The 20975-nt window shown below is 72.8% G+C and carries 22 protein-coding genes; 13 read left to right on the forward strand and 9 right to left on the reverse strand.

Features of this window, described 5'->3' with window-relative positions:
• Positions 1-19: 19 nt before the first annotated feature.
• Complete coding sequence (locus ACWC9R_RS19305) at positions 20-1363, reverse strand: DUF3152 domain-containing protein (RefSeq protein WP_450733140.1); 1344 nt, start codon at positions 1361-1363, stop codon at positions 20-22.
• Between the two features lie 98 nt (positions 1364-1461).
• Positions 1462-2484, reverse strand: coding sequence for an alpha/beta fold hydrolase (locus ACWC9R_RS19310; RefSeq protein WP_450733008.1), 1023 nt, complete (start codon positions 2482-2484; stop codon positions 1462-1464).
• 166 nt (positions 2485-2650) lie between these two features.
• Between ACWC9R_RS19310 and ACWC9R_RS19315 the strand changes: the two genes are divergently transcribed.
• The 4 genes from ACWC9R_RS19315 to ACWC9R_RS19330 all read left to right on the forward strand — a co-directional run bounded on the left by ACWC9R_RS19315 (position 2651) and on the right by ACWC9R_RS19330 (position 4592).
• The gene (locus tag ACWC9R_RS19315) at positions 2651-2869 is read left to right on the forward strand and encodes a hypothetical protein (protein ID WP_362605407.1); all 219 of its coding nucleotides are present in this window, start codon (positions 2651-2653) and stop codon (positions 2867-2869) included.
• A gap of 148 nt (positions 2870-3017) precedes the next feature.
• A complete protein-coding gene (locus tag ACWC9R_RS19320; protein WP_450733011.1) occupies positions 3018-3659 on the forward strand; it encodes a TetR/AcrR family transcriptional regulator in 642 nt (213 codons plus the stop codon).
• A gap of 140 nt (positions 3660-3799) precedes the next feature.
• Entirely contained in the window at positions 3800-4027 is a 228-nt protein-coding gene (locus ACWC9R_RS19325) for a DUF3107 domain-containing protein (protein ID WP_362605410.1), read from the forward strand.
• 274 nt (positions 4028-4301) lie between these two features.
• Complete coding sequence (locus ACWC9R_RS19330; protein ID WP_450733012.1) at positions 4302-4592, forward strand: hypothetical protein; 291 nt, start codon at positions 4302-4304, stop codon at positions 4590-4592.
• Positions 4593-4617: 25 nt separating this feature from the next.
• Here ACWC9R_RS19330 and ACWC9R_RS19335 read toward each other — a convergent pair whose 3' ends face one another.
• On the reverse strand, positions 4618-5355 hold the full coding sequence (locus ACWC9R_RS19335) for a ferritin-like fold-containing protein (RefSeq protein WP_450733014.1): 738 nt from the start codon (positions 5353-5355) through the stop codon (positions 4618-4620).
• 310 nt (positions 5356-5665) lie between these two features.
• Here ACWC9R_RS19335 and ACWC9R_RS19340 point away from each other — a divergent pair, with 310 nt between their 5' ends.
• From ACWC9R_RS19340 to ACWC9R_RS19350, 3 genes are all read left to right on the forward strand, one after another.
• Positions 5666-8068, forward strand: a complete 2403-nt coding sequence (locus tag ACWC9R_RS19340) for a DEAD/DEAH box helicase (RefSeq protein ID WP_450733015.1) — start codon at positions 5666-5668, stop codon at positions 8066-8068.
• Between the two features lie 112 nt (positions 8069-8180).
• A complete protein-coding gene (locus ACWC9R_RS19345) occupies positions 8181-9047 on the forward strand; it encodes an alpha/beta fold hydrolase (protein ID WP_450733017.1) in 867 nt (288 codons plus the stop codon).
• 121 nt (positions 9048-9168) lie between these two features.
• Positions 9169-9651, forward strand: a complete 483-nt coding sequence (locus ACWC9R_RS19350; protein ID WP_450733019.1) for an SRPBCC family protein — start codon at positions 9169-9171, stop codon at positions 9649-9651.
• Between the two features lie 37 nt (positions 9652-9688).
• Here the strand turns inward: ACWC9R_RS19350 and ACWC9R_RS19355 are convergent, their stop codons facing one another.
• A complete protein-coding gene (locus tag ACWC9R_RS19355) occupies positions 9689-10615 on the reverse strand; it encodes an NYN domain-containing protein (RefSeq protein WP_450733020.1) in 927 nt (308 codons plus the stop codon).
• A gap of 203 nt (positions 10616-10818) precedes the next feature.
• Here ACWC9R_RS19355 and ACWC9R_RS19360 point away from each other — a divergent pair, with 203 nt between their 5' ends.
• Positions 10819-10971 carry a hypothetical protein gene (locus tag ACWC9R_RS19360; protein ID WP_085925097.1) on the forward strand — a complete coding sequence of 51 codons (153 nt, stop codon included), beginning with the start codon at positions 10819-10821 and terminating at the stop codon, positions 10969-10971.
• Positions 10972-11097: 126 nt separating this feature from the next.
• Here the strand turns inward: ACWC9R_RS19360 and ACWC9R_RS19365 are convergent, their stop codons facing one another.
• From ACWC9R_RS19365 to ACWC9R_RS19375, 3 genes are all read right to left on the reverse strand, one after another.
• Entirely contained in the window at positions 11098-11694 is a 597-nt protein-coding gene (locus ACWC9R_RS19365) for a MarC family protein (RefSeq protein ID WP_450733022.1), read from the reverse strand.
• A 201-nt stretch (positions 11695-11895) separates the two neighbouring features.
• On the reverse strand, positions 11896-12750 hold the full coding sequence (locus ACWC9R_RS19370) for a PHP domain-containing protein (RefSeq protein WP_450733024.1): 855 nt from the start codon (positions 12748-12750) through the stop codon (positions 11896-11898).
• Positions 12751-12912: 162 nt separating this feature from the next.
• A complete protein-coding gene (locus tag ACWC9R_RS19375) occupies positions 12913-13587 on the reverse strand; it encodes a DUF6758 family protein (RefSeq protein ID WP_450733026.1) in 675 nt (224 codons plus the stop codon).
• 251 nt (positions 13588-13838) lie between these two features.
• On the opposite strand from ACWC9R_RS19375, the gene ACWC9R_RS19380 reads away from it, so the two are divergent.
• Positions 13839-15098, forward strand: a complete 1260-nt coding sequence (locus tag ACWC9R_RS19380; protein ID WP_450733028.1) for an MFS transporter — start codon at positions 13839-13841, stop codon at positions 15096-15098.
• A 98-nt stretch (positions 15099-15196) separates the two neighbouring features.
• On the opposite strand, the gene ACWC9R_RS19385 is transcribed toward ACWC9R_RS19380, so the two are convergent.
• Complete coding sequence (locus tag ACWC9R_RS19385) at positions 15197-15781, reverse strand: suppressor of fused domain protein (RefSeq protein WP_450733030.1); 585 nt, start codon at positions 15779-15781, stop codon at positions 15197-15199.
• A gap of 502 nt (positions 15782-16283) precedes the next feature.
• Here ACWC9R_RS19385 and ACWC9R_RS19390 point away from each other — a divergent pair.
• Both ACWC9R_RS19390 and ACWC9R_RS19395 read left to right on the forward strand, forming a co-directional pair.
• A complete protein-coding gene (locus ACWC9R_RS19390) occupies positions 16284-17411 on the forward strand; it encodes a magnesium and cobalt transport protein CorA (protein WP_450733032.1) in 1128 nt (375 codons plus the stop codon).
• Positions 17412-17501: 90 nt separating this feature from the next.
• Complete coding sequence (locus tag ACWC9R_RS19395; protein ID WP_450733034.1) at positions 17502-18044, forward strand: hypothetical protein; 543 nt, start codon at positions 17502-17504, stop codon at positions 18042-18044.
• Positions 18045-18110: 66 nt separating this feature from the next.
• Here ACWC9R_RS19395 and ACWC9R_RS19400 read toward each other — a convergent pair whose 3' ends face one another.
• On the reverse strand, positions 18111-18899 hold the full coding sequence (locus tag ACWC9R_RS19400; RefSeq protein WP_450733036.1) for a hypothetical protein: 789 nt from the start codon (positions 18897-18899) through the stop codon (positions 18111-18113).
• A 194-nt stretch (positions 18900-19093) separates the two neighbouring features.
• Here ACWC9R_RS19400 and ACWC9R_RS19405 point away from each other — a divergent pair, with 194 nt between their 5' ends.
• Both ACWC9R_RS19405 and ACWC9R_RS19410 read left to right on the forward strand, forming a co-directional pair.
• Positions 19094-20401 (forward strand): magnesium transporter MgtE N-terminal domain-containing protein, encoded by a 1308-nt coding sequence (locus ACWC9R_RS19405; RefSeq protein ID WP_450733038.1) that lies wholly within the window; start codon positions 19094-19096, stop codon positions 20399-20401.
• Positions 20391-20972 (forward strand): DUF1003 domain-containing protein, encoded by a 582-nt coding sequence (locus ACWC9R_RS19410; protein ID WP_450733039.1) that lies wholly within the window; start codon positions 20391-20393, stop codon positions 20970-20972. The genes ACWC9R_RS19405 and ACWC9R_RS19410 overlap by 11 nt, the downstream gene beginning before the upstream one ends.
• Positions 20973-20975 lie beyond the last annotated feature (3 nt).

Genomic DNA, 20975 nt, shown 5'->3' on the forward strand with positions numbered 1-20975 from the left:
TAGGAGAAGCCCGGCCCGGTCAGCGCTGGGTGGGGAACGGCCAGGAGTTGGGGCGGCAGGTCGCCCCGTCCGTGGTCAGGAACTTGGTCTGCTGCATCATCACCGGGGCCAGGGCGCCCTGCCGGGAGCAGGTCTCGTGGTTGTGCCCGAGCCGGTGGCCGACCTCGTGGTTGATCAGCATCTGCCGGTAGGCGTGCATCTTGTCGTGGCCGTAGGTCCGGGCGCCCTGCGCCCACCGATAGGCGTTGATCATGACCCGGTCGGTCGCCGCGGAGTCGCAGGAGACCTTGTCCTGGCTGGTGTCGAGGCCGGACTTGGCGCACCACTCGTCGGTGGTCCCCGGACTCGCCAGCGTGATCACGAAGTCGGCGTCGCCGGAGCCCACCCGCTGGAAGGCCATCTTCCCGCCGTGTGCCCAGCTGCGGCTGTCGTTGAGGGTCTTGTGCACCGCCTCGGCGAACAGGTCGCCGTCCAGCGGCAGCCCCTCCTCGATGTCGACGCGGTAGCGCAGCACCTTGCCCTTGCCGGGCGCCTCGGCGTCCCCGCCGGCCGGCGTGAACCGGCCGGTGGCCGTCAGCTTCGCGTCCAGCGGGAAGACCTGGTTCATCTGCTCGTCGTAGCTGGCGGGCTTGGCGTCCTGGGTGGGCCTGGTGTGCGACCGGGAGGCCTCGTCGTCGACCCCGTCGGCGCGGTCGCTGCCGCTGCGCGGCTGCGGCTCGCCGTCCTTCTTGTGCTGCTCGGCGACCTGTCCCGCGATGACCACGGCGAGCACGGTGGTGACCGCCGCGGCCGCCGCGCCGGTGAAGGTCCGGCCCTTGCCGCCCTTCCTGGCGCCGTGCCGCCCCTCCTCCGCGCCGTACCCGTCGTCCAGGTCCTCGTCGCCGGGCCCGCCGGGCCCCGCACCGTACGCGCCGGGCTCCGCCGGCCCGTCGGCCGCGTCGCGGTCGAAGACGACCGACCGGCCGGTGTACCGGCCGCCGGGGGCCGCGCCGTCCGTGCCGGGTCCGTACGCACCGGCCGCCGCGGCCGCCTTCCGGGGTGCGCCGGCCCGGAACACATCGTCCTCGGGGTCGCTCACCTCGACCGCGCCGCGCGGGTACGTGCCGGCGTCGAAGGCCTCCACGAACTCGCGCCGCGGTCCCGGACCGCTGCCCGGTGCCGCCATCCGCGGCCCGTGGGGCATCTCCGCGCGGGGCCGGGGAATACGGGGCGCGCCCTGACCGGGCGCCGCCGGGGAGGCCTGCGTCGTGGGGAACTCGCCCCAGCCGCCGCCCGGTTCCCGCTGTTCGGGATGGCCGCCGCGCACCACGTCGCCCTCGAACGGCTCGCGTCTGCGGCGGCCCGAGCCCGGTCCGGGCGGCATACCGCCCGGGGAGTCCTCACCGGGCGGACCGGCCGTCTCCGGGGTGTCCGTTGCGGTTTCCGGCCGGCCTTTGCGGCTGTGGCGTCCCACGGGGTGTGTCAGCTCCTGCCCGCATCAGCGGTCACATCGGTCATGTCACTGTCGAGCAGCTCGCGGACGGCCCGCGCCACTGTCTCCGGGTACTCCATCATCGCCACGTGCCCCGCCTCCGGAAGCGTCAGCAGTCGCGAACCGCGGAACGCCGCGGCCGCCCGCCGCGCCATCCGGAAGGAGACCAGGCGGTCGCGCCCACCGTAGACGAGAAGGGTGGGCGCGAGCACTCTCTCTGCCTGACGCCACAAATTATGCTGGCCGCCGAGCGTGTAGGCGTTCACCAGGCCGCGCGCGGAGCGCTCCATCACCTCCCAGAAATAAGGGAGTTCGAGCCGTCGCGCGTATTCGTCGACCGCGGCGTTGAACCCTTCCGGGCTGACCCGGCCGGGATCGCCGTAGCAGAGCGCCAGCACCTCACGGGTGCGGCGCTCGGGCGTCCAGTCATGGGTGACCCGGCCGAAGAGCCCGGCGAGACCGGGCACCGCGAGCAGTGCGGTGGGCACCGCGGTCAGCTGCGGGCGCAGTTCGGGCAGCGCCGGGGAGACCAGCGTCAGGGTGCGCACGAGGTCGGGGCGCACGGCCGCGACGCGGGTGGCGGCGGCGCCGCCCATGGAGTTGCCGATGAGGTGGACGGGACCGCGCCCGGCCGCGTCGAGGAAGCGGATGACCGCGCGGGCCTGCGCGGAGACGGAGTAGTTGCCGTCGGCCGGCGGCGGTGACTGCCCGAAGCCGGGCAGGTCGACCGCCTCGCCGTCCACCCGGTCGGCGAGCAGCGGCATCAGGTCCGACCAGTTCTGCGAGGAGCCGCCGAGTCCGTGGACGTAGAGCGCGGGTTCGCGGTCCCGCCCGTCGCCGGCCCCGCTGCCGCCGCCCTCCGGGGCGGGCGGTCCGGCCGGTGCCCGTACGGTCAGCGTGAGGCCCGGGAGGGTCACGGTGCGCACCGTCTCCGCCGCGCCGGGCCGGCCGGAGCCGGCCGGGGGCACCGGGAGGGCGGCGGTCGCGGTGTCCGGCGACTCGGTCGAAGACATGGGTCGATGTTACGAGACGATCACGCCCACGATCGTGTGTCCGCGGTCACACACCGCATCGCGCTGACGCGGCCACTCTCCTACGCTCGTAGGCGAGGGCGGCAGCCCCGGCCTGCTCATGCCTGGCACCAGCCGACGAAGCGAGCACGCGAGAAAGGGAGCCACCATGCGCGTCGACCCGACTGACCCGGAGACCTTCGAGGACGAGAGCGACGCCACCGAGTTCGATGTCGAAGCACCGGAAGCGGACGCGGCGGAGCAGTACGCCGACGTCACCCCGCGCCGCGACGAGCCGCTGACCACCGCCGACCCGGACTCCGCGAACGAGGCGGACCGCGCCGAACAGGCCCGCGTGGTGGAGCTCAACGAAGACGAATACCGATGACCTGGCACGTTATGTCGGCTTATGGCCCCGAGGCCGGGCATAAATTCTCGGCCCGGACCGCGCACAGCCGGGTTACCCAAAAGTACGATGGCGGGCGCGGTGCACCACCTTGTACAGGCCGCGAACGGAACCACTTCTGGGAGGCAGCGTGAGCGCCATCGAGCAGACCGAGGCGGCGCGCCCGCGGGGCACGCGCCTGCCACGCCGCGCCCGGCGCAACCAGCTTCTGGGCGCCGCGCAGGAAGTTTTTGTCGCGCAGGGCTACCACGCGGCCGCGATGGACGACATCGCCGAGCGGGCGGGCGTCAGCAAGCCGGTGCTCTACCAGCACTTCCCGGGCAAGCTGGAGCTCTACCTCGCGCTGCTCGACCAGCACTGCGAGGCCCTGCTGCAGTCGGTGCGGACGGCGCTGGAGTCGACGACCGACAACAAGCAGCGGGTCGCGGCGACGATGGACGCCTACTTCGCGTACGTGGAGGACCCGGGCGGCGCCTTCCGCCTGGTCTTCGAGTCGGACCTCACCAACGACCCGGCGGTCCGTGAGCGGGTGGACAAGGTGTCGCTGGAGTGCGCCGAGGCCATAAGCGCGGTGATCGCCGAGGACACCGGCCTGTCGCAGGACGAGTCGATGCTGCTGGCCGTGGGCCTGGGCGGGGTGTCCCAGGTGGTGGCGCGCTACTGGCTGTCCTCGGAGAGCCAGGTCCCGCGGGACACCGCGGTGCAGCTGCTGACGTCGCTCGCCTGGAAGGGCATCGCCGGTTTCCCCCTGCAGGGCGGCGAAACGCACTGACCCTGTTCGCTGCGGGCGTGGCCCATGGCGTCCTGCGTGTCCCCGTACCGGGCTAATGTGTGCTGCGTACGGCGCGGATGACCGCGCTTCCTCCCCCAGCTGAGGCTGGGGACCCCCAGACCGTCGGAGGGACAAAAGCCGTGGAGGTCAAGATCGGCGTGCAGCACGCGCCCCGCGAGATCATTCTGGAGAGCGGGCAGTCTGCCGAAGAGGTCGAGAGCGCCGTGTCCGACGCGCTGGGCGGCAAGTCACAGCTGCTGAGCCTGGTGGACGACCACGGTCGCAAGATTCTGGTCCCGGCGGACCGGCTGGCCTATGTCGAGATCGGCGAGCCGACCGCCCGCAAGGTCGGGTTCGGCGCGCTCTGAGCGCGGGGCGCCGGCCACGGCGCCCACAAGGCGGCGGCCCGGAGATTCCCTTCTCCGGGCCGCCGCCTTTGTCTGTCGTTTCCGGGCCCGGCCGGGCGCCGCTTCCGGGCCCGGGTCGGGTGCGTTTGCACAGATCAGGCTGTTCGAGTCGGTTCTGCTGGGCTGATCAGGCAGCGGACCGGCGGGGCGAGGGTTGCTGCCGGTGCCCCTTGGGTACGACCGCGTAAGACCGGTTTTGTTCATCGATCGGCGTTGTCACGCGGGAGGGAACAGCATGATCTGGGAAGCACTCGGCGCCCTGCTCATCGGCTATGTCATCGCCCTGTCCGCCACGCGATGGCTGCCCGACCGCTTCCCCTCGCGCAGCCTCACGCTCGCGACCGGCCCGGTCGCGGCGCTGCTCGGCGCGGTGCTGACCCGCTCGATCCTCGGTCCGGGGTATCCCGTGCAGGTGATGGTGGCCTCGGTCGCCGTGGGGGCGGCGCTGCTGTCGGTCCTGGTGCGCCCGCCGCACCGGCGCCTGCGGCGCCCGGCCCCGACGCTGAAGGGGCACCGGACGGCCTGAACCGCCCGGCACCCCGCCGGGGACGTCAGGCCGCGAGACCCAGCGCCGCCATCCGCTTGGTGTGCGCCTCGGTGATCCGGGAGAACATCCGGCCCACCTCCGCCAGGTCGAAGCCGTCGGCCACGCCGCCCACCAGCATCGTGGAGAGCGCGTCACGGTCCGCGACCACCCGCTGCGCCTGCGAGAGCGCCTCGCCCATCAGGCGGCGCGCCCACAGCGCCAGCCGCCCGCCGACCCGCGGCTCGGCCTCGATGGCCGCGCGCACCTTCTCCACGGCGAACGAGGCATGCCCGGTGTCGTCCAGCACGGCCAGCACCAGACCGCGGGTGTCAGAGTCCAGCCGGGCCGCGACCTCGCGGTAGAAGTCACTGGCGATCGAGTCGCCGACATAGGCCTTGACCAGGCCCTCCAGCCAGTCCGACGGCGCGGTCTGGCGGTGGAACTCGTCCAGGGCGGCGGCGAACGGCTCCATGGCCTCGTTCGGCTCCGCCTCGATCTGTGCGAGCCGGTCCCGCAGCCGCTCGAAGTGGTGGAACTCTGCCGAGGCCATCTTGGCCAGTTCGGCCTTGTCGTCCATCGTCGGCGCGAGCTTGGCGTCCTCCGCCAGGCGCTCGAAGGCGGACAGCTCGCCGTAGGCGAGGGCGCCGAGCAGATCGATCACGGCGGCCCGGTACTGCGGGTCGGCGGATGCCTGCGCCCAGTTCTGGGCGGCGATCCCGGTGTTCTCTTGCGCGTCAGCCGCGGCGTTGTCAGGCGTTCCCATGACCGGCACAATAGCCCGCTCGGCGGCTCGGGGAAGGGCCTGGTCAGCCATAGCCGTTCCCTCGTACGAACGACGGTCGTAGCCGGTGCCGGGGCGCCGGACCGGCCGTGATGTATTCCTCACTCATACAAGCCTTCGGATAGGCGAGCCATATCCGGGGTACAGTGGTATTTGGACCTGCCGAGTATCGGTGGGTCGTTCCACGAAGCGGATGCCCGGTCGGTGGCCCGATCGGCTCCAAACCGACCGCCCTCTCTTGCGGCGCGTAGCAGACATACGCACGGCGAGAGGGACACCGCTCGCGGCAGGAGTGCCTGAGCGTTGGCAGTGGTCCCGCCCCACCGGCCCCTCCGGCCGGCCCGTACGAACTCCGTACGAAGGTGCGGTACGACCCCCTTCGCCGCCTCACGCCGCGTCTCACAGAAGAGGCAAGATTCTGTCTACATTCCGAGACCTCGGGATTTTCCCCGAGACGGCCGAGGCGCTGGAAGCCGTCGGCATCATCTCCCCCTTTCCCATCCAGGAGCTGACGCTCCCCGTCGCCCTCTCCGGCAACGACGTCATCGGCCAGGCCAAGACCGGCACCGGCAAGACCCTGGGCTTCGGCCTGCCGCTCCTGGAGCGCGTCACGGTCCCCGTGGACGTCGAGGTCGGCCGGGCGCAGCCCGGTCAGCTGACCGAGGCCCCGCAGGCCCTGGTGGTCGTGCCGACCCGTGAGCTGTGCCAGCAGGTCACCAACGACCTGCTCACCGCCGGCAAGGTGCGCAACGTCCGGGTGCTGGCCATCTACGGCGGCCGTGCCTACGAGCCGCAGGTCGAGGCGCTGAAGAAGGGCGTCGACGTCGTCGTCGGCACCCCCGGCCGCCTGCTCGACCTGGCGGGCCAGAAGAAGCTGGACCTCTCCCAGGTCAAGAGCCTGGTGCTGGACGAGGCCGACGAGATGCTCGACCTGGGCTTCCTGCCCGACGTCGAGAAGATCATCCAGCTGCTGCCGGCCAAGCGCCAGACGATGCTGTTCTCCGCGACCATGCCCGGCCAGGTCATCTCGCTGGCCCGCCGTTACATGTCGCAGCCCACGCACATCCGCGCCACCGCGCCGGACGACGAGGGCCAGACCGTCGCCAACACCGTCCAGCACGTCTTCCGCGCGCACTCCATGGACAAGCCGGAGATGGTCTCCCGCATCCTCCAGGCCGAGGGCCGGGGCCTGGCGATGGTGTTCTGCCGGACGAAGCGGACCGCCGCCGACATCGCCGACCAGCTCGCACGCCGGGGCTTCGCCTCCGGCGCGGTGCACGGCGACCTCGGCCAGGGCGCCCGTGAGCAGGCGCTGCGCGCCTTCCGCAACGGCAAGGTCGATGTCCTGGTCTGCACCGACGTCGCCGCCCGCGGTATCGACGTCGAGGGCGTGACGCACGTCATCAACTACCAGTCGCCCGAGGACGAGAAGACCTACCTGCACCGCATCGGCCGTACGGGCCGCGCGGGCGCCAAGGGCACCGCGGTCACCCTCGTCGACTGGGACGACATCCCGCGCTGGAAGCTGATCAACAAGGCGCTGGACCTGGCGTTCGACGAGCCGGAGGAGACCTACTCCACCTCGGCGCACCTCTACGAGCAGCTGAACATCCCCGCGGGTACCAAGGGCGTGCTGCCGCGCGCCGAGCGCACCCGTGCCGGGCTGGCCGCGGAAGAGGTCGAGGACCTGGGCGAGACCGGCGGCCGGGGCCGTGGTCCCCGTAAGGGCGCCGTCGTGGAGGAGGAGCGCCCCGCGCGCACCCGTACCCCGCGGCAGCGCCGCCGGACCCGTGGCGGCACGCCGCTGGACGGCCCGGCCGGTGCCACGGCACAGACGACCGGGTCGCCCGCCGCCGAGAGCACCCAGGACGCCGCTCAGGGCACGGAGGCCGCCGGACCGCGGCAGCCGCGCCGGCGCCGGCGTACCCGCGCGAGCCAGTCCGGTGCCGTGACGGCGCCGGTGGCCGAGGCCGCGAGCAGCACCGAGGTCGCCAAGGACACCGCTGTGGTGGCCCAGGCCGCCGCCGTGGTGACCGAGGCTCCGGCCGAGCCCGTGAAGCCCCGCCGCCGCCGTGCCCGGGTGGCCCGGCCGGTGGAGACCGAGAGCTTCCAGACCGTCGAGGTCGCCGCTCGGGCGCTCGCGGCGGAGCGCGCGGCAGCCGCCGAGGCCGCTGCCGTGACGGAGCCCGTCGAGGCGCCGGCCAGGCCGCGCCGCCGTACCCGCAGCGCCGCCAAGGCCGCGGCGGAGACGGCGCCGGCGGTGGTGACGGAGACCGTGGCCGAGGCCGTGGAGACCGTGACCGAGGCGCCGGCCAAGCCGAAGCGCACCCGGAAGACGGCTGCCACGAAGGCCGCCGAGGCCGCGGTGGACGCTCCCGCCGAGGACGCCCCGGTGAAGCCGAAGCGGACGCGGAAGACCGCTGCCGCCAAGGCCGCCGAGGCCGCGGTGGACACCGTCGAGGGCGCCGAGGCCGCACCGGCCAAGCCCAAGCGGACCCGGAAGACCGCCGCCGCGAAGGCGGCCGAGGCCGCGGTGGACGCTCCCGCCGAGGACGCCCCGGTGAAGCCGAAGCGGACGCGCAAGAGCGCTGCCGCCAAGCCGGCCGCGGAGGCGGTGGAGGGTGCCGAGGCCAAGCCGGTGCGCCGCCGCACCCGCGCCAAGGCCACGGCGGCCGAGGCGACGCCCGAGAGCTGACCCGCCCGGTCCTCCCGGACCCGGCACCGACGACCCGGCCCCGCATCGCGCGGGTGCCGGGTCGTCGGCGTCCCGGCCCTGTTTTGCCACCCGGCCCGGATAACCTCACTGCATGAGCAGGCCGCCCACTCTCACGCTGCCCCCGTGCGCCCGTGCGTACCGACTCGACACCGCGCGCGGCTCCTTCGCCGTGCAGGACGCCCGGCCCGAGGCCGCACCGATCGGGACCGCCCTGCTGGTGCCCGGATTCACCGGCAGCAAGGAGGACTTCGTCGCCTTGCTGGAGCCGCTCGCCGCGGCCGGGTTCCGGGCGGTCGCGGTGGACGGCCGCGGCCAGCACGAGTCCGCCGGGCCGCGCGAGGAACAGGCTTACGCGCAAAGGGAGTTGGCGCTCGACGTGCTGGCGCAGGCGCGGGCCGTGCGGGAGCCGGACAGCGGTCCGGTCCATCTGCTGGGGCACTCCCTGGGCGGGCTGCTCACCCGGGCCGCCGTGCTGCTGGACGCGGCCCCGTTCCGTTCGCTCACCGTGCTCAGCTCCGGGCCGGCCGCCATCGAGGCGTCCCAGCAGGCCCGGGTGCGGATGCTGATCGAGGCGCTCGGCACGCTCGACATGGAGAGCGTCTGGCGGGCGATGCGCGAACTGGACCCGCCGGAGGCGGCGGACGCGGCGACACCGCCGGAGATTGGCGCGTTCCTGCACCACCGCTGGCTGAACACCGTGCCCGAGCAGCTGATCGCGACCGGCCGGCAGATGCTGGCGGAGCCCGACCGGGTGGCGGAGCTGGCCCGTACGGGGCTGCCCGTCCATGTCGTCTCCGGCGCCGTCGACTACGCCTGGCCGGTGGCGTGGATGGACGACATGGCGGAGCGGCTGTCCGCCCGGCGCACCGTCATCGAGGGCGCCGAGCACTCCCCCAACGCCGAGCGTCCGGAGAAGACGGCGGAGGCGCTGGCCGGGTTCTGGAGCGGGGTGGGCTGAGGCCGGGCCGGTGGGCCGAGCGGGCGGTGTCGCCAGGACAGCGCCCGGCGGTTCGGCGAGCATCGAGGGAGGCGGCCCGGCGCGGTCCGGGCCGCACCGGCTTCGTACGAAGGGCTCCCTGATGACCGAGAACCCGGCGACTCCCCCGGCCGACCCCGGGGACGGCCCCCACGGCATCGCGCTCACCCGGACCTTCGACGCCCGCCGTGAGCTGGTCTTCGAGGCGTGGACGCGGCCCGAGCACTTCGGGTACTGGTTCGGCGGGGAGCTGGTGGTGCCCGCCGACCGGATGACGATGGACCCGCGGCCGGGCGGGGTGTGGAGTCTGGTGATGCGTACCCCGGACGGCGGTGAGCTGCCGTTCTCCGGGGTCTACCGTGAGGTGGCGCCCCCGGAGCGGCTGGAGTTCACGCTCAGGGACGCGTCCGCGCCGGACGGCATCGAGGGCGAGATCGTCCGGGTCACCCTGACCGATCTCGGGGGCCGCACGGAGATGGCCTTCCGTCAGCTCGGCGGCAATCTCACCTCCGAGCAGTACCGCCAGGCGGAGGCGGGCTGGTCGGGCTTCTTCGACCGCCTCACGGAGCTGCTCGCCCAGGCCTGATCCCGGCCCTTCGCGCTCCGGCGGCACCGAACGACCGCTAGTACTGCCCCTGGACGTGATCCCAGAAGCCGTCGCGCAGGACCCGCCGCAGGTCGGCGTGGCCGCGCAGGGAGTGCCGCAGCAGCGCCTCCGCCGCGGTCAGCAGCTCCTGGTCGACGGCGCCGGGCAGATAGGGGTGACCGGGGAGCAGCCCGGCCACCCATTCGCGGCCGCGCTCCGAGAGCCACTGGGCGGCGACCTGGGCGCCGACGAAGCGCACGTCGTCGCGGCTGGGCGCCGGTCCCTCGCCCGCGGTCTGCTCGCAGTACTCCACACCGGCCCGCCGGGTGACGTACGGCCTGCAGAACTCCAGGTCGAAGGTGCGCGCGCTGTCGACCTCCCACAGCAGCGGCTCGGCCTGGTTGCGGCCGCCGGAGGCCTCGATGCCCCACAGGTGCACCCGGGCGCCGTAGCCCTGTGCCGCCTCCACGGCGGAGACCAGGTCCTCGTCGCCGCCGATCAGCACCGCGTCGCTGATCGCGCGGTGCCGGGCCAGTGACTCCAGGTCCGAACGGATCAGGGAGTCGACGCCCTTCTGCTGGTTGTTGGCGTTGAGGTTGCCGAGCCGGACCTTGACGTCGGGCAGCTCGGCGATCCGCTGCTGCTCCTGGGTGTGGATGCGGCGGCGGGCGCCGTCGTACCAGTAGACGCGCAGCAACCGGCTGTCCGGGAAGATCATCCGGGCCTTGTCGATGAAGGCCTCGATGAGCGCCTCCGCGTCCAGGTCGAAGGCCTTGCGGTCCTCCGTGCCGGTGACCAGGCGTCCGGCCGCGGCGTAGACATAGCCCGCGTCGACGAAGGCGGCATGGGTGGAGGGGGTGGTGGCGACCTCGGCGAGCACGCGGGTGAGCAGCTCGTTGGTGCGCTCGATCCCGGCGGCGAGCGCGGTGAGGTCGGTGGGGCCCGTGGGCTGGACGTCATTCATACCGGTCCCATTGTCCGGGCGGTCACTCTGCGGGCACAACCGCTCTCGGGCAGGCGTAGTTAGGCCGTCGAAATTTTTCTTTAGCGTAGGGAATGATTGCCCTGGGTAGGGCGTTCTACCAAGTACGGAGCGCCCGGCAGCGACGCCGGGCAGCACCTGCCCAAGAGTTCTCCGCAGGAGGATCAGACGAAGGGAGAAGCCGTATGCGCTTCGAGATCATGCGCCTGGACGATGTCGACGGCACCGCCGTGGACAGCACCGTCGTGGACGCCGCCTCCGTCAACCGGATCGTGCAGCAGGCCGCCTCGACCGGCCAGCGCATCTACATCCGCCCGGCCGACACCGCCGTCCGTTAGTCACCGACACGCCGCCCGACGATGCGACAGCCACGGCGGCCGGCCGAGACCGGCCGCACCGCATGAGCGCCCCCGTACGCACTGGCCGTACGGGGGCGCCGCGCGTTCCGCGGCGGGGTGCCGGCGTCAGGCCGCCGACTGGATCACCTGCAGCACCCCGTTGATGATCTGCTGCACGGCGAGCGCGGAGAGCATCATGCCCGCCAGCCGCGTGACCAGGACCACTCCCCCGTCCTTGATCACACGGATGATGACCAGCGAGAACCGCATCACCAGATAGAGCACGACATGGATCGCGGCGATCGCCGCCCAGACGGAGACCTGCCCGGCGACGCCCTGTGCGTGCTGCACCGCGAGGATCACCGACACGATCGCGCCCGGCCCGGCCAGCAGCGGCATCCCCAGGGGCACCAGCGCCACGTTGACGTCCTTGGTCTGGGTCGGCTCCTCCGACTTCCCGGTCAGCAGGTCCAGCGCGACCAGCAGGAGCAGCAGACCGCCCGCGATCATCAGCGCGGGCGTGGAGATGTGCAGCCGCCCCAGGATCTGCCGGCCGAAGAGGCCGAAGAGGGCGATGACCCCGAAGGCGACGACGGCCGCCTGCCAGGCCATCCGGCGCTGCACCTTGGCCGGCCGGCCGGAGGTCAGGGCCAGGAAGATCGGGGTGATACCCGGCGGGTCCATGATCACGAAGAGGGTACTGAAGACGGCGACGTCGAACACGGTGATGGCCTTGCGAGAGGTGGTACGGGACGAGCACGGACCGGCGCGGTAGGCGCGGGCCCGTAGGGGGGAGGGAGAGGTGGGTGAGGGGTGGCGGGACGGCGCGCGGCAGCGCCCTGTGCGGTACCCGGCCGGGTGCGGCGCGGTGGGTGACGGCCCCGCGGACCGGGGCGCGTGGTGCGGCGGCCGGCCGCGGCGGGCTCAGCCGCCGGTGCCGGGTACGGGGAAGGCGCCGGTCGCGCGGCGCACGATCTCGCCGTAGATCTCGGGGTCGGTGGTGTATTCGCCCAGGCGGCAGGTCTTGCGGCTGCCGTGGTAGTCGCTGGAGCCGGTGGTCAGCAGGCCGAGGTCGGCGGCCATGCCGCGCAGCCGGGCGCGGGTCGGGGCGTCGTGGTCCATGTGGTCGACCTCGATGCCGTCGAGGCCGGCGGCGGCGAGTTCGGCGATCACGCTCTCCGGGACGCAGCTGCCGCGCTTGACGGCCAGCGGATGCGCGAAGACGGTGACCCCGCCCGCCGCCTTGACCAGCCGAATCGCGTCGAAGGGATCGAGTTCGTGCTTCTCCACGTACGCCCGGCCGTCGTTGGCGAGCCACTCGGAGGTGAAGGCGTCGGAGACGGTGGGGACCAGGCCCAGGTCGACGAGGGCGGTGGCGATGTGCGGCCGTCCCACGGCGCCGTCCCCGGCGATCCGGGCGACCTGCTCCCAGGTGATGGGCACCCCGAGGTCCCGCAGCTTCGCGACCATGCCCTGGGCCCGCGGCACCCGGTCGTCGCGCACCAGCTCCCGCTCCCGGGCCAGCTCCGGCTCCTCGGGGTCGAAGAGGTAGGCGAGCATGTGGAGGCTCACACCGTCGATCCGGCAGGAGAGTTCGGCGCCGGTGACCAGCGTCAGCCCGCCGGGCAGTGCCGCCCGCGCCTCGGCATGGCCGCCGACGGTGTCGTGGTCGGTCAGCGCGACGACGTCCAGACCGGCGGCCGCGGCGTTGCGCACCAGCTCGGCGGGGGTGTCCGTACCGTCGGAGGCCGTGGAGTGGGTGTGCAGATCGATGCGCACGACGCGGACTCCAGACTGCTGCGGGACGGACGGGGGACGCGGCCCGGGAGACACCGGGTGCGGGTACACCGTAAGGGGACCCCAGAAGAATACCGGGCGGCCGGGTGGCACCGGCCGCCCGGCGGATGCCGCGACGTCCGGCGCGGTCAGCCGTCGCGGCCGTCAGCGGGCGGCGTCACGGCCGTCGTCCGTCGTCCGTGAGCCCAGAATCCGCGGCGAGAGCGCCCCGCACGGCAGCAGATCCACCTCGGCACCGGCCTCCCGCAGATCGGTCAGCACCAGCTCGTCGTACATCATCAGCCCCGACTGCTCGGGCCAGGCGATCGCCCAGAGCCACAGCCCGCGCGCCTCGCCCGCGAACACCGCGCGGTCCGGGGGCGTGTCGTCGAGGTGCCACAGCGGGGTCGGGCGGCCGGCGGCGAGCACCTTGCCGTGCGGGTGCTTGTCGACGCAGAGGTGCGGGCCGGGGTCGGGGCCGTCGATACCGGCGTAGCGCGCGCCGAGTCCGACGCCCAGCTCCTCGGCGATCAGCAGCAGTTCGCCGGGGCCGCCGAGCGGTCCGGGGCCGGTGCAGGCCACCGCGGTCGCCCGGCCGCCGCTGCGGTCGTCGCCGGCGCAGGCCACCCCGGTGAACAGCCAGCCGACCGGCAGCGGCCAGGGCATCCAGACGGGCACCTGCGCGCGGTGCACGACAACGCCGAGCGCCTCGACGCTCGGCGGGACGACCGGTTGCAGTGGATGCACGGTGCCGTGCAGGGCGCACTGCCAGGTGTCGGAGAAGAGACCGGGCGCCCTTACCCGGCCTCCGCACTTCGGGCAACTGGGTTCGCCCCTCATAGGGACCCACGGTCCTCCAGCCCCGCCCCCGCGTCAAGGACGATCACCCGACCGGTGTGCCCCGAATCACTTACGGCGCCGCGTAATTGACCGCGCCCCCGGACCGCGCACCTCACCCGGGAAACTAGTTGCACCTTGCATTCTTTAGCTCGCCTAATTTATTGTGTGTAAACGTCAACGATCTCGACGGCGGTGCCACGGCAGCCGCCGGTCAGGGACACACCACCGGCGACAGGAAGGAGAACCGCAGCATGAGCGGCACGGAGAACGGCGGCCACGGCGGCGTGGACGATCCGTTCGAGGAGGGCGGCGGCTCCCTGCTCCGCCAGCCGATGGCCGTCTGGGCCACGGCGGGCGCCTCGGTCGTGGCCTTCATGGGCATCGGCCTCGTCGACCCGATCCTCCCGTCGATCGCCCGCGGCCTGCACGCCACCAACAGCCAGGTCTCGCTCCTCTTCACCTCCTACTTCCTGATCACCGCGGTCGCGATGCTGATCACCGGCTTCGTCTCCAGCCGCATCGGCGGCCGGAAGACCCTGCTGGCCGGGCTGGCGCTGGTGGTGGTCTTCGCGGCGCTCTCCGGCCTGTCCGGATCGGTCGGCGAACTGGTCGGCTTCCGGGCGGGCTGGGGCCTGGGCAACGCCCTGTTCGTCTCGACGGCGCTGGCGGTCATCGTGGGCGCGGCGTCCGGCGGGAGCAGCACCGCGATCCTGCTGTACGAGTCCGCGCTGGGGCTCGGCATGGCCTGCGGCCCGCTGCTGGGCGCGGTCCTCGGCGACCTGAAGTGGCGCTACCCGTTCTTCGGCACGGCCGCCCTGATGGCCATCGGGTTCATCGCCATCGCGGCCTTCCTCAAGGAGCAGCCGAAGCCGGCCGCCAGGACCTCACTGCTCGCCCCGGTCAGGGCGCTCGGCCACGGCGGGCTGGCCGCCACCGCCGTCTCCGCGTTCTTCTACAACTACGCGTTCTTCACGGTGCTGGCCTTCACCCCGTTCGTGCTGAACATGTCCCCCTACACGTCGGGCGGCGTCTTCTTCGCCTGGGGCGTGCTGCTCGCGGTGTTCTCGGTGATCGTGGCGCCCCGGCTCCAGCACCGCTTCGGTTCGCTGAAGGTGCTGTGCGGCTCACTGCTGCTGCTCGCCGCCGACCTGGTCGTGCTGGGTTACGGCGACCACACCACCGCCGTCGTCTGCACCGTGCTGTCCGGCGCCCTGATCGGCCTGAACAACACCGTCTTCACGGAACTGGCGCTGGGCGTCTCGGACGCACCGCGCCCGGTGGCCAGCGCCGGCTACAACTTCGTGCGCTGGTTCGCGGCGGCGGCCGCGCCGTTCCTCGCGCCCAGGATCGAGGAGTGGACCGATATCCACGTTCCCTTCGTGGTCGCGGCCGTCGCGGCGGTGGCCGGCGCCGGTGTCGTCGCCGTCCGGCGCCGGGCACTGACCACCGGGGCCGCGGAGCAGGCGCCGCGGCACGCGACGGAGGACGGGGTCACGGCCCTCGCCCGGTGAGGCGCACCGCGGCCGCCCCGCCCCCGTAAGGACACTGACGCCCCGTCGGCCCTCCCTCCCGAGGACCGACGGGGCACGGTGACACCTTCGCTCGCGGGTCAGTCGAGCGGAACGCCCGCACGCAGCGGATCACGCAGATCCGTGCCGTGCTCCAGCCAGCGCTTCTCCAGGGCCTCGGCGCCGTGCACCCGCTTCCAGGCCGCCTCGTTGGGCGTCATCGGCAGCAGCGGCAGGAAGCGGACCGGCTCCCTCGGCTCGTCCAGCGCGAGGTCCTCGACCAGCCCCCCGGGCGAGGCGACCAGCACCGAGGTGAAAACAGCCCCCGGCCACAGCGGTTCACCGACGTCCAGCGAGGCCCCGGGGGCCACGACCACCCCCTCGACCTGCGGGGACGCGGCGAGCACGGCGAGCGGCCTGAGCACCTTGTCGGTGTCGGCACGGCCGGTCCGTACGGACAGCACGAGTTCGGCGCGCGGACCGCGCAGCGGATCGGCCAGCACGGCCGTCGGGTCGGCCATGGGCTGCGCGGACATCCCGAGCGTGGCGTAGCGGACCACCCCGTTGTCCACGAAGCGGAGGACCTCGATACGGTCGGTCCCGAGAAAGGTGACGGCGGCGCGCGCGTCCGGCTCGCCCAGGGTTGTCCGCAACCGGGCCTCTACCAGCTCAAGAACGTCAGACATGGCGCGAGCATACGGGCGGCCACTCGGGCGTCCGTCACCCCTCGGCGCACTGCTGTGCGGCGCCCCCGTTCTTCGTATGGAACGGGCAAAGGGGCACCGTGACGCGTCAGGCGGCTGATAGCCTTGCCGTCTGCTCAGGGAATGACGTCGTCCCCCAACGGGGACCGGCCGGAGGAGGTGGGGCTGCGGTGGATCCGAGTCGACCGTGCAGTACCGATAGTTCTCCCGTCATCCCGCTCGCGCAGCGAATCTCCTGATCCGAGAGCTTCCGTACCCCGCCGCTCAGCGGTGAAACCAGGGAAGCACCTTTGCGCCGGACGTAGATGACGGAAGAGCGCCCTCGACTCTTTGTTCCGTGTTTTCTGCGAACTGCCGTCAGTGCCACCGCACGGAGCGCCGCCCGCTTTGCGGACGTACAGCCGATGACGCCTCGTACGTCCACGTTCCGGGCAGCGTTGCCCCCCGCGCCCGCGCTGACGGCCGGCCCGTGAAGGAGCCTGCCATGTCGATGATCCGCGACCTGCGCGCCGCCGTCCGTCCCTCCCGGCGGCGCGACGACCCCTCGTACCACTACTCCACGGCCGCCCCGGCCTGCCCGAACAGCGCCATCGTCGACTGCGGTGTCTACCGCGAGGGCCGCCGGGTGAGCGACCACGTCACCCCGGCCGAGGCGATGGCCGGCGTGCGGGCCGAGGGCGGCTTCGCCTGGATCGGGCTGCACGAGCCCACCGAGGCCGAATTCGCCGGTATCGCCCAGGAGTTCGGGCTGCACCCGCTCGCCGTCGAGGACGCCGTGCACGCCCACCAGCGGCCCAAGCTGGAGCGCTACGACGAGACCCTGTTCACCGTCTTCAAGACGGTCCACTACGTCGAACACACCGAGTTGACCGCGACCAGCGAGGTCGTGGAGACCGGCGAGGTGATGTGCTTCACCGGCCGGGACTTCATCGTGACCGTGCGGCACGGCGGCCAGGGCTCGCTGCGCGCGCTGCGGCACCGGCTCCAGGACGACCCGGACCTGCTGGCCAAGGGCCCGTCCGCGGTGCTGCACGCCATCGCCGACCAGGTCGTCGACGGGTACATGGCGGTGGCCGGTGCGGTGCAGGACGACATCGACGAGGTGGAGATCGACGTCTTCAGCTCCGGGTCCAACGGCAAGGGCGTCAGCGGCAAGGGCACCCCCAAGGGCGGCGACGCCGGGCGGATCTACCAACTCAAGCGTGAGGTACTGGAGTTCAAGCGGGCGGTGTCGCCGCTGCTGCGGCCGATGCAGCTGCTGAGCGAGCGTCCGATGCGGCTGGTGGACTCCGACATCCAGAAGTACTTCCGGGACGTCGCCGACCACCTGGCGCGGGTCAACGAGCAGGTGCTGTCCTTCGACGACCTGCTCAACTCCATCCTCCAGGCCAATCTCGCGCAGGCCGCCGTGGCGCAGAACGAGGACATGCGCAAGATCACGGCATGGGCGGCGATCTTCGCCGTGCCCACGATGATCGCCGGGATCTACGGCATGAACTTCGACTACATGCCCGAGCTGCACTGGAAGTTCGGCTATCCGGCGGTGCTGATGGCGACGGTCGCCATCTGCTTCGGCATCCACCGCGGGTTCAAGCGCAACGGGTGGCTGTGACCCCGGGCGCCGGTGCGGGCGGGGCGTCCGCGCATCTCAGCGCCTGGGCGGCCCCGGTCGTCCGGGGCCGGGGCGATTAGGCTGAGCCGTATGACGGAGACCGTGTCGCAGGCCCTGCACGATCGGGCGCTCATCGAAGAGGCCACCAAGAAGTCCGGCCTCATCTGGGTACGGGGGACGGCCGGCCCGTCCCGTGCGCTGTGGCATCTGTGGCTCGACGGAGCCGCCTGCCTGGTCGGGGACGGCGCCGGTGAGCAGCCGCTGGCCGGCCTCGGGCTGACCGACGGCGGGACGGCGACGGTCACCGTACGCAGCAAGGACAAGGGCGGCCGGCTGGTCGCCTGGGAGGCCCGGGTCGTCGAGCTGACGCCGGAGGGCGAGGCCTGGCGGGCCGCGGTCGACGAACTCAAGGGCAAGCGGCTGAACGCGCCGGACGCGGACACCCTCACCGAGCGCTGGGCGCGCGAGTGCCGGGTGCTGCGGCTGGAGCCGGCCGGGGAGGCCGTACAGCGCCCCGGGCGGATGCCGGAGGAGTCGCACGCCGCGCCGCCGGCGGCGACCTCCGCGATCACCCGGCGGCCCGTCCCGGCGGCGCTGCCGAAGCTGCTGCTGCGGCGGGGCCGCAAGCGCTGAGCCCGGGGCGCCGGGACACCGCCGCACGTCTGGCGCGGCGAGGGTCCCGAGCGGCGGGCCGGTCCGTCAGCCGCCCCCGCCGCCGGAGATCCGGCTGCCGTAGTCGACGACCTGGTCCTTGTCCGGGGCCTTGAGGTCCACGGCCTTGCCCCACTCGCCCATCCGCACCACGCCCGCGTCGCCGGCCCGGTGCAGCCGCAGCGGGTAGGGCGTGCCCTCCAGCGAGACGTCCAGGGTGCCGCCGGAGCCCGCGCCGCCGCTGACCCGGATGGTGCGGACCCCGTCGACCTCGCCGCGGTCACCGGCGGTCAGCTTGCCGTGCAGTCCGAGCAGACCGGCGAGCAGGGTGTCCTTGTCGGTGAAGCCGCTGAAGCGCTGGTAGACCGGGTCCTTGGCGGGCACCTTCACGTACTTGCCGCCGAGCTTGTCCGCCGCCTGGTCGGGCGTGCCCGGCTTGCCGCTCTTCTCGCCGGCCCAGAAGGCCGCGTCCGCCTTCAGATAGAGCGCGTCGCCGACCCGCAGCAGCTGGAAGGCGGCCGCCTTCGTGGTCAGCTCGCCCTTGGCGCCGTCCTTCGCCAGGCTCATGTCGAGCTTGTAGGTGCGGCCCTGGCTGACGACGTTGCCCGCGAGGTGCACCGTGTCGGCGCGCTGGGCGGCGGCCCGCGCCTTGGCCTCGATCTTCGCGGCGGGCAGCTTCCCCACGCCGTTGGTGCCGGCGTCCGGGTTCTCCTCCCCGCCGCAGCCCGTCAGCGCCACGGCCAGTGCCGCGCAGGCCGCCCCCACGAGCGCGGCCCGTCCCGTCCGACGGGTTCCGGGCAGCGGTCGGGGGCCGGACCCCGGGGGGATTGCGCTCACGTCGGCTCGGCCTCCTGATGCGGGTGATCTCGGCAGCAGTACGGCAGCGTACCTGGGCCGCGCCGGTCGTCGGCGGGGTGCGGGGCAGTCACCCTACGGCCGCTTTCACCGGGGCGGCGCGGACCGGGGCGCGTTAGCCTGAACCCGGATCGATGCCTTAATTCGGGCCGAACGGGAGAAGGGCGGCGCTCGGCATGGCGGTCGTGACTCCCCGGGTCTTCGTCTCCCATCTCGCCGGCAGCGCCGTCTTCGACCCCAACGGTGACCAGGTCGGCCGACTGCGGGACCTGGTCGCGCTGCTCCGGGTCGGCGACCGGCCGCCGCGGCTGCTCGGGGTGGTCGTCGAGGTGATCAGCCGGCGCCGGATCTTCGTGCCCATGACGCGGGTGACCGGGGTGGAGTCCGGCCAGATCATCATCACCGGCGTGGTCAATATGCGGCGCTTCGAGCAGCGGACGTCCGAGACGCTGGTGCTCGGCGAGCTGCTCGACCGGCGGGTGCGGCTGGTGGAGACCGACGAGGAGGTCACCGTCCTCGACGTCGGCATCATCCAGCTGCCGGCCCGCCGCGACTGGGAGATCGACAAGGTCTTCGTACGGAAGGGGAAGGGCGGGGCGCTGCGCCGCAAGGGCGAGGCGCTGACCGTGGAGTGGTCGGCGGTGACCGGCTTCTCGCTGGAGGAGCACGGGCAGGGCGCGGAGAGCCTGCTCGCCACCTTCGAACAGCTGCGGCCCGCCGACCTGGCCGGGGTGCTGCACCACCTCTCCCCCAAGCGGCGCGCCGAGGTCGCCGCGGCCCTCGACGACGACCGGCTCGCCGACGTCCTGGAGGAGCTGCCGGAGGACGACCAGGTGGAGATCATCGGCAAGCTCAAGGACGAGCGGGCCGCCGACGTCCTGGAGGCGATGGACCCGGACGACGCCGCCGACCTGCTCTCCGAGCTGCCCGAGGAGGAGAAGGAGCGGCTGCTGGCGCTGATGCGGCCGGAGGAGGCCGCGGACGTGCGGCGGCTGATGTCGTACGAGGAGCGGACCGCGGGCGGGCTGATGACCACCGAGCCGATCGTGCTGCGGCCTGACGCGACGGTCGCGGACGCGCTGGCCCGGGTCCGCGACCCGGACCTGTCCCCCGCCCTGGCCGCCCAGGTCTATGTCTGCCGGCCCCCGGACGAGACCCCCACCGGCAAGTACCTGGGCCTGGTGCACTTCCAACGGCTGCTGCGCGACCCGCCGTTCACCCTCGTCAGCTCGATCGCCGACACCGATCTGCCGGCCCTGCCGCCGGACACCCCCCTGCCGGAGGTGACCAGCTATCTGGCCGCGTACAACATGGTGGCCGCGCCGGTCGTGGACGAGAGCGGGGCCCTGCTGGGCGCGGTCACCGTCGACGACGTGCTGGACCATCTGCTGCCGGACGACTGGCGGGAGGACGGGCTGCACGGTCCGGCGACGGCCGGACTGACCGGCGACGGCGGCCCCGGGAAGGCCGGGCATGGGCGCTGAGGAGCGGGACGGCGGCCGGGAGCGGTCTCGGGCCAACGGCGCCTCCGCGCTGCGCCGGGGCCCCGCGGACCGCCCCCGGGTGCGCCTCGACCAGCCGCGCGCACCGCGCCGTACGTTCCTGCCCGAGTACGACCCGGAGGCCTTCGGGCGGCTCTCGGAGAAAATCGCCCGCTTCCTGGGGACCGGCCGCTTCATCGTCTGGATGACCTTCACCATCATCGTGTGGGTCATCTGGAACACCACCGCGCCCAGCGGGCTGCGGTTCGACCAGTACCCGTTCATCTTCCTGACGCTGGCGCTGTCGCTCCAGGCCTCGTACGCCGCGCCGCTGATCCTGCTGGCGCAGAACCGGCAGGACGACCGCGACCGGGTCACCCACGAGCAGGACCGCAAGCAGAACGAGCGCTCCATCGCCGACACCGAGTACCTGACCCGGGAGATCGCGGCGCTGCGGCTCGGGCTCGGTGAGGTCGCCACCCGCGACTGGATTCGCTCCGAATTGCAGGACCTGCTCCGGGATCTGGAGCTGCGGCAGCCGGCCGACGCGGAGAGTGACGAACGCGACCGCTGACGG

This window comes from Streptomyces sp. NPDC001219 (assembly GCF_053597915.1).